Genomic DNA, 7,435 nt, shown 5'->3' with positions numbered 1-7,435 from the left:
CAGCAACATTGGAGCCGGCAAACCTTTAATCCTCAAGGCTGGTGAGCAGCATGTGATTTATAAGGTTAAATTGCCAATTAACTCAGGAGATTACCTGGTTCATTGCGGCTTGGCATCGCTGCAAGGCGGCGAGCGAGAAGAGTTGGATCAACGCAGACCAATGATGAGATTGAAGTTTTGGTCCTCTCGTGAACTCGGGGGGGTTGTTTATGCCCCTATCAGTGTTTTAAGCGAGGAGTAATTAGAGCAATGATTGCTGTATTCTTACCGCCATATCCGTTTAGGGGAGTGAAAGCTCCCTATTTATGGATATTTTATCGCCTGCTTAACTCATTGCAGCAGCGTTCACTTTTTATCGCCGGTAATGATTACTTGTTGTCTCCGGAAGAGTGGCGCAAGTCAGAACGTTGGGAATTTGATGTACCTACAATGAATAATTTGGGTTACAGCATTCCGTCTGATGAGCTATTGGCAAGTCATGATTATTACCATTTGAGAGAGAGTGTATTTGAGAGTTTATTAGACTCTTCAAACTACAATCCGATGTTGGCGTTCAAGAAAATGCTGACCCAGCGAATCCCCGAGCTGGAAGCTGAGCTGCTAAACCATCTCCAAGGCTATGAGTCTGGAAAAATAGAGGGGATATTGTCAATTTGCAATTGCCCTTCTCTGGAGGCCGTTGCCGAGTCTTTATCTATTCCTGTCATGCACTTTGAAGTAGGGCCGTTGAGAATGCCCTCTTATTATAGTACAGGGTATTTGGATTTCTCAGGTGTTAACGGTCACACAGAGGCAGAGAAGCGCTATTTGGCGGTTCAGGAACAGTGCCAGGTCGATCTTTCCATAGAGGAGTTGCATCGTTACTTCCTGCGTGTGCCAAATACTCATGAGCAGCAGTGTGATGCCGATCTGGGGATCGCATTACAGGTTGAAGACGATTCAAATCTCGTTGCTTATGGTGAAGAATTCACTAATCTTACGTTGCTTTCCTATGCGCGTACACGTTTTCCAGAGAAAAAATTATTAATTCGCACTCATCCTGGTAGTCAGTTCCAGCTCAAGGAGGGTGAGTATGAGATCGACAGTTCACCGACCAGTTTGTCTTTCGTCCAGCGTTGTCGAGAGATTTTAACGATTAATTCTAGTGTGGGATTAGAAGGAATTTTCGCTGGTATACCAACGACAGTCGTTGGTGACAGTTCATATAAATATATAACCTTGGCAGACGATGAACAAGAAAGAACTAATCGTTTGGCATTTTATCTATTTTCATACTTAGTTCCATTCGAATTGATTTTCGATATTGATTATCTGCGATTCCGTTTATCTCGGCCAAGTGAACAGGCGATAGTCAGTCGCCATATTGAATATTATTCTACTGAGAAGGAAGGATTTTTAAAAATGCAGGGGTTGACTCTGGGTGAGTTGCTATCAAAACAGGTTAAGCAAGAAAATGAAAAGCAGGATGATATGCAACAAAAAATTCGTGTTGCTGAGCATCATCTGATGATCGATAACGAAGAAAAGCAGGCAATGATTTCTTCTATGCAAGAGCAATTGCTGTTGCTTCAGGAAACGCTTATACAACAGCGAGAGCAACAGCTGGTTACTCAGCAATTGTTGGAGAATGCGCAAAAAGAAGTTCTTCTTTTAAATAATAATTATGTTGAAGACGAACCTCTTAAATTAAAGGTTGAAACACTGAGTCAACAACTTAGTGAAAGTCAGTCCGACATGAACAATATGCGAAAAAGTCTGTCGTGGCGACTAACGGTACCTGTTCGTATGCTTGGTCGGGCCATTCGCGGTGAGTTTGGGGTAATCAGGGATATATCCAGACACTACATGCGACAGCGTAAAGGGACAAAATCGACCTCTTTGGTTGGGAAAGGTTGGCAAGCGTTTCGTGCAAGTCCGCATCCTTATAAGGCTTTGCTTCGCAAAACTAAAGTGGCAGGCAAACTATTGCTAACCGGCCGTTTCGGTGAGTTGCGTAGCAGTCTTCTACGTGTGGCGAAAAATACCGCTAATACGCCGATGCCGCTAGTTAATATAGATACCGACCATATTGTTATTCTCACTACTAGGCATACACTGTTTGTGGCCCATTTGCTTGAGAAAACGCTTGTAGAGGTGGGGCGCGGCGTTACCATAATTGAAGCATACTCAGCGCCGGCGGACAGTGGGCAACTGCATATTGTTATTTGCCCTCAAATTTTTGCTGAGCTGCCGCAAAACTTTGTTGCGTTCCAAATGGAACAATCTATTAACCCACGTTGGTTTACGCCAGAGTATTTTGCGATTCTCGAACGTGCAATGGCTATATTTGACTATTCCCTGACTAACATTAATTACTTATTAGAACATGGTATCCCTTATCAGAAATTGTTCTACCTCCCAATTGCTTCTTTTGCAGACTACAGCTCAAAATTGACCCAGAAAGGTCATAAGTTGAACGGTAATGAGGAGCAAATTGACGTTCTCTTCTATGGTGATACGAATTGTGAGCGCCGTCGTCATTATCTTGAACAATTGGGACAACGTTTTAATATTCATATTGCCTCTGGTGTATTCGGCGATGAGCTGACCCGGCTGGTGAAAAATGCCAAACTGGTTATTAACCTGCATTACTATGAGAATGCGTTGCTTGAGACCACACGTATTTACGAAGTGCTATCGTTGGGAACGCCAATTGTTAGTGAAGAAAGTGTGGATATCGCGGAGCATACGTCTCTCATTGATGTTATTGATTTTGCTCCTATTGGCGATATTGACGCAATGGCGAAAAAAATTGATCGTCTCTTGAACGATCAAGATTATCATGCTAGCCGTAAGAAAAATATTGCGTTGTTTACTCATAGCGACAACAACTTTGAAGGCTATTTCAAACGCTATCTTTTGGCGAATGATTTGATTGATTTCGAAACTTATAAAAATGGCGTTGATTTTATCCCTGCGATAGAGGCGGATATTCCAAAACTCTGCCTCTCACTGACGGAAACACCGGTACGGAAGCAAGATTTCCTCAGTAAGCCTACCCATGGTTTCAAGGTCATTGAGGGGGTTAGACACCGTATTGGCTGGATCGGATGTGGCATGAGTTATAAATACATGCTGTCCGTGCTTGCCGATCGTAATACCGAAATGGCTATGATCTGCGAGGACGATGCGTTATTCCCTGACGACTTTGACATTAAACTTGAGAAGATTGTTGCTTATCTGGAACGCAGCAATTGGGATTGGCACATTTTCTCGGGCATTATTGCGCATTTGAATGAAGATACGGAGATTCTGGCTGTCGAGGAGGTCGATGGCATTGAGTATATTTATATCAATCGCATGACAAGCACGGTGATGAATATTTACTCACGTCGTGGGATAGAGGCAGTTAGCCACTGGGATGAACGTAACGTTGATGCTCAAACCAATACCATAGATCGCTATTTGGAGTCAGTGCCAAATCTGGTTGTGGTGACCACTCTACCTTTCCAGGTTGGGCATGCTGAGGATCAAACCTCCACGTTGTGGGGGTTCGTAAATACTCAATATCTGGATATGATCAGTGAAAGTGAGCGTTTATTGAAGGAAAAAGTAGACGCGTTCAAGGCGGCCCAAGTGCGGTGACTCAAGCCCCTCGTTTCGTACTGATTGACTGAACCGCAGACCACGGCACCTTAGGGTGCCGTGGTTTTTTGTGGGGAGGATATGAATATATTGCGACATCATGTGACCTATCGCACCAATCACTACCCACGCGGCTCAATCCTGAGTTAACATGTGTGCCACATCACAAAACCTGCTGGCCGACGTTGCCGGCAGGGTCATCCTCAGACAGGAGTTCCTAAATGTCCAAGCAACAAATCGGCGTTGTCGGCATGGCGGTAATGGGCCGCAACCTCGCGCTGAACATCGAGAGCCGTGGTTACACCGTTTCCATTTTCAACCGTTCTGGCGACAAAACTGACGAAGTGATCGCTGAGAACCCGGGCAAGAATCTGGCGCCGTATTACACCGTAGAAGAGTTTGTCGAATCGCTGGAAAAACCGCGCCGCATCCTGCTGATGGTGAAAGCGGGCGAAGCGACGGATAAAACCATTGCCTCGTTGACTCCGCACCTGGACAAGGGCGATATCCTGATCGATGGCGGCAACACCTACTATCAGGACACCATCCGTCGTAACCGCGAACTGTCCGACCAGGGCTTTAATTTCATCGGCACCGGCGTTTCCGGCGGTGAAGAGGGCGCGCTGAAAGGGCCTTCCATCATGCCTGGCGGCCAGAAAGAAGCTTACGAGCTGGTGGCACCGATCCTGGAGAAAATCGCTGCGGTCGCGGAAGGCGAGCCTTGCGTGACTTATATCGGCGCTGACGGTGCCGGCCACTATGTGAAGATGGTGCACAACGGCATCGAATACGGCGACATGCAGCTGATTGCCGAAGCCTATTCCCTGCTGAAGCAGGCGCTGAACCTGAGCAACGAGCAGCTGGCCGAAACCTTCGCCGAATGGAACAAGGGCGAACTGAACAGCTACCTGATCGACATCACCAAAGACATCTTCACCAAGAAAGACGAAGAGGGTAAATACCTGGTCGATGTGATCCTGGACGAAGCCGCCAACAAAGGCACCGGCAAGTGGACCAGCCAGAGCTCGCTGGATCTGGGCGAACCGCTGTCGCTGATCACCGAGTCGGTGTTCGCACGCTACCTGTCCTCGCTGAAGGACCAGCGCGTTGCCGCGTCTAAAGTGCTGACTGGCCCGAAAGTGGCGCCGTTCAGCGGCGACAAAGCCGAATTCATCGAGAAAGTGCGTCGCGCGCTGTATCTGGGTAAGATCGTGTCCTACGCACAGGGCTTCTCACAGCTGAAAGCCGCTTCTAAAGAAAATAACTGGGATCTGCACTACGGCGAAATCGCCAAGATCTTCCGCGCCGGCTGCATCATCCGCGCCCAGTTCCTGCAGAAGATCACCGACGCTTACGCGGCGGATGCCGATATCGCCAACCTGCTGCTGGCGCCATACTTCAAGCAAATCGCTGACGAGTACCAGCAGGCGCTGCGTGACGTGGTGGCTTACGCCGTGCAGAACGGTATCCCTACGCCAACCTTCTCCGCCGCGATCGCCTACTACGACAGCTACCGTTCTGCGGTACTGCCGGCGAACCTGATCCAGGCGCAGCGCGACTACTTCGGTGCGCACACCTACAAACGTATCGATAAGGAAGGCGTGTTCCATACCGAATGGATGGAATAAGCCCGCTCGTTGAACGATAAAAAAAGCCGCCGAGGTTAACGCCCGGCGGCTTTTTATTGCGCGTGATTTAACGTCACGCTTTTTTCTGATGCCTTTCGCGCAGCCGGCCGATCACCGCGCTCAGATCCAGATCCTGGTCCTGCAGCAGCACCAGCAGGTGATAGATCAGGTCCGAGGCTTCGTTGGTCAGCTCTTCGCGATCGTTGACCGTGGCGGCCAGCGCGGTTTCCACACCTTCTTCCCCGACCTTCTGCGCGATGCGCTTGGTGCCGCTGGCGTACAGGCTGGCGGTGTACGAGCTGTCCGGGCTGGCGTGCTTGCGCTCCGCCAACAGCTGCTCCAGCTGATAGAGGAACGTCCAGTCGCTGGCGGCCGGGTGGAAGCAGCTGCTGTTGCCGAGGTGGCAGGTCGGGCCGATCGGGTTGGCCAATACCAGCAGCGTGTCGTTATCGCAGTCCGGCGTGATGCTGACCACCTTGAGGAAGTGGCCGGAACTTTCGCCTTTGGTCCACAGGCGTTGCTTGGTGCGTGAGAAGAAGGTGACGTTACCGCTCTGCTCGGTGGTCGCCAGCGCTTCCGGCGTCATGTAACCCAGCATCAGCACTTCGCCGGAAACGGCGTGCTGCACGATGGCCGGCATCAGGCCGTCGGTTTTTTCCCAGTCCAGCTGGTTTCTCTGTTGTTCTGTCAGCACACGCGAATCTCCACGCCTTGTTCGACCAGGAACCTTTTCAGTTCGCCGATATTGATGATTTGTTTGTGGAACACCGATGCCGCCAGCGCGCCGTCGACGTCCGCATCGCGGAACGCTTCCAGGAAATGCTCCATGGTGCCCGCGCCGCCGGAGGCGATCAGCGGTACCTTGCAGGCCTCGCGCACCCGGCGCAGCTGTTGCAGATCGTAACCGTTGCGCACGCCGTCCTGGTTCATCATGTTCAGCACGATCTCACCGGCGCCGCGGCGCTGCACTTCCTGTACCCAGTCGAGGGTTTCCCACTGGGTGATGCGGGTGCGGCTCTCATCGCCGGTATATTGGTTGACGTGATACTTGCCGGTTTCACTGTCGAACCAGGTGTCGATGCCTACCACGATGCACTGCACGCCGAAGCGTTCCGCCAGGCGGCTAATCAGCTCAGGATCGGCCAACGCCGGTGAGTTGATCGAAATCTTGTCGGCGCCGAAAGACAGGATCTGGCTGGCGTCCTCGGCGCTTTTAATGCCGCCGGCGACGCAGAACGGAATATCAATCACCTCCGCCACGCGCGATACCCAGCTTTTGTCCACCACCCGGCCGTCGCTCGAGGCGGTGATATCGTAAAACACCAGCTCGTCCGCACCTTCTTGCGCATAGCGCTGCGCCAGCGGCACGATGTCGCCGATGATTTCGTGGTTGCGGAACTGCACGCCTTTTACCACTTGCCCGTCTTTAACATCCAGGCACGGGATTATCCGTTTTGCCAGCATGCGATCGCCTCCTCAACGCTAAATTTACCTTCCAGCAGGGCGCGCCCTACGATCACGCCGGCAACGCCGCTGCCACGCAGCTGGGCGATGTCGTCCAGATTGCCGATGCCGCCCGAGGCCTGGAAGGCCACCTGCGGATAGCGGCGGCTGATCGCCTGATACAGCGCCACGTTGGAACCGGCCAGCGTACCGTCGCGCGAAATATCGGTGCACAGCACGTGCTTGAGCCCGTAGGGCAGGAACTGCTCCACCACCTGTTCCAGCGTGGCGTCGGAATCTTCCTGCCAGCCGCTGATGGCCACGCGTTTCACGCCCTGCGGGTCGATACGCACGTCCAGCGCCAGCACCAGCGCGTCGGCGCCGTAGCGCTCGAACCAGCTCTGCACCAACTGCGGTTGTTTCACCGCGGTAGAGCCGATCACCACGCGTGTGGCGCCGGCCTCCAGCAGGGCGCTGACGTCTTGCTCGTTGCGGATGCCGCCGCCGACCTGCACCGGCACGTTAACCCCCGCCAACAGCTTGCGTAGCAGCGGGATCTGGCGTGCGGCCGGATCCTTGGCGCCGGTCAAATCGACCAGGTGCAGTACCTGCGCGCCCTGTTGTTGATAGTCTTGCAGACGCAGCAGCGGATCGTTGCCGTAGTCGCGCTGCTGGCCGTAATCGCCCTGATGCAAGCGCACCACGTTGCCGTCGATCAAATCCAAAGCCGGAATAATCAT

Annotated in this window: 5 protein-coding genes and 1 pseudogene; 3 read left to right on the top strand and 3 right to left on the bottom strand. The window is 51.8% G+C overall.

The window, feature by feature from the left end:
• The 3 genes and pseudogenes from QMZ29_RS13255 to gnd form a co-directional block, all read left to right on the top strand.
• Positions 1–241: pseudogene (locus QMZ29_RS13255) on the top strand (ABC transporter ATP-binding protein); the annotation flags it as partial.
• An 8-nt stretch (positions 242–249) separates the two neighbouring features.
• A complete protein-coding gene (locus tag QMZ29_RS13250) occupies positions 250–3,624 on the top strand; it encodes a GT99 family glycosyltransferase N-terminal domain-containing protein (protein WP_164068642.1) in 3,375 nt (1,124 codons plus the stop codon).
• A 221-nt stretch (positions 3,625–3,845) separates the two neighbouring features.
• On the top strand, positions 3,846–5,252 hold the full coding sequence (gene gnd, locus QMZ29_RS13245) for an NADP-dependent phosphogluconate dehydrogenase (protein ID WP_025302186.1): 1,407 nt from the start codon (positions 3,846–3,848) through the stop codon (positions 5,250–5,252).
• A 73-nt stretch (positions 5,253–5,325) separates the two neighbouring features.
• Here the strand turns inward: gnd and hisIE are convergent, their stop codons facing one another.
• From hisIE to hisA, 3 genes are read right to left on the bottom strand one after another with little or no spacing between them, the layout of a single operon-like run.
• Complete coding sequence (gene hisIE / locus QMZ29_RS13240; RefSeq protein ID WP_015377251.1) at positions 5,326–5,946, bottom strand: bifunctional phosphoribosyl-AMP cyclohydrolase/phosphoribosyl-ATP diphosphatase HisIE; 621 nt, start codon at positions 5,944–5,946, stop codon at positions 5,326–5,328.
• Complete coding sequence (gene hisF / locus QMZ29_RS13235; protein WP_033637764.1) at positions 5,940–6,716, bottom strand: imidazole glycerol phosphate synthase subunit HisF; 777 nt, start codon at positions 6,714–6,716, stop codon at positions 5,940–5,942. The genes hisIE and hisF overlap by 7 nt, the downstream gene beginning before the upstream one ends.
• Positions 6,698–7,435: a 1-(5-phosphoribosyl)-5-[(5-phosphoribosylamino)methylideneamino]imidazole-4-carboxamide isomerase gene (gene hisA / locus QMZ29_RS13230; RefSeq protein WP_025302188.1), complete on the bottom strand. Its 738-nt coding sequence runs from the start codon at positions 7,433–7,435 to the stop codon at positions 6,698–6,700. The genes hisF and hisA overlap by 19 nt, the downstream gene beginning before the upstream one ends.

Source organism: Serratia sp. PF-27 (assembly GCF_030053255.1).
Lineage (GTDB): Bacteria > Pseudomonadota > Gammaproteobacteria > Enterobacterales > Enterobacteriaceae > Serratia > Serratia bockelmannii.
The sequence above is the reverse complement of the archived record's forward strand: the minus strand, read 5'-3'. Positions and strand labels throughout refer to the sequence as shown.

Bases quoted from the DNA above. Each gene is read 5' to 3' on its own strand.
- QMZ29_RS13250 (WP_164068642.1), top strand. From the start codon at position 250: ATGATTGCTGTATTCTTACCGCCATATCCGTTTAGGGGAGTGAAAGCT.
- gnd (WP_025302186.1), top strand. From the start codon at position 3,846: ATGTCCAAGCAACAAATCGGCGTTGTCGGCATGGCGGTAATGGGCCGC.
- hisF (WP_033637764.1), bottom strand. From the start codon at position 6,716: ATGCTGGCAAAACGGATAATCCCGTGCCTGGATGTTAAAGACGGGCAA.
- hisA (WP_025302188.1), bottom strand. From the start codon at position 7,435: ATGATTATTCCGGCTTTGGATTTGATCGACGGCAACGTGGTGCGCTTG.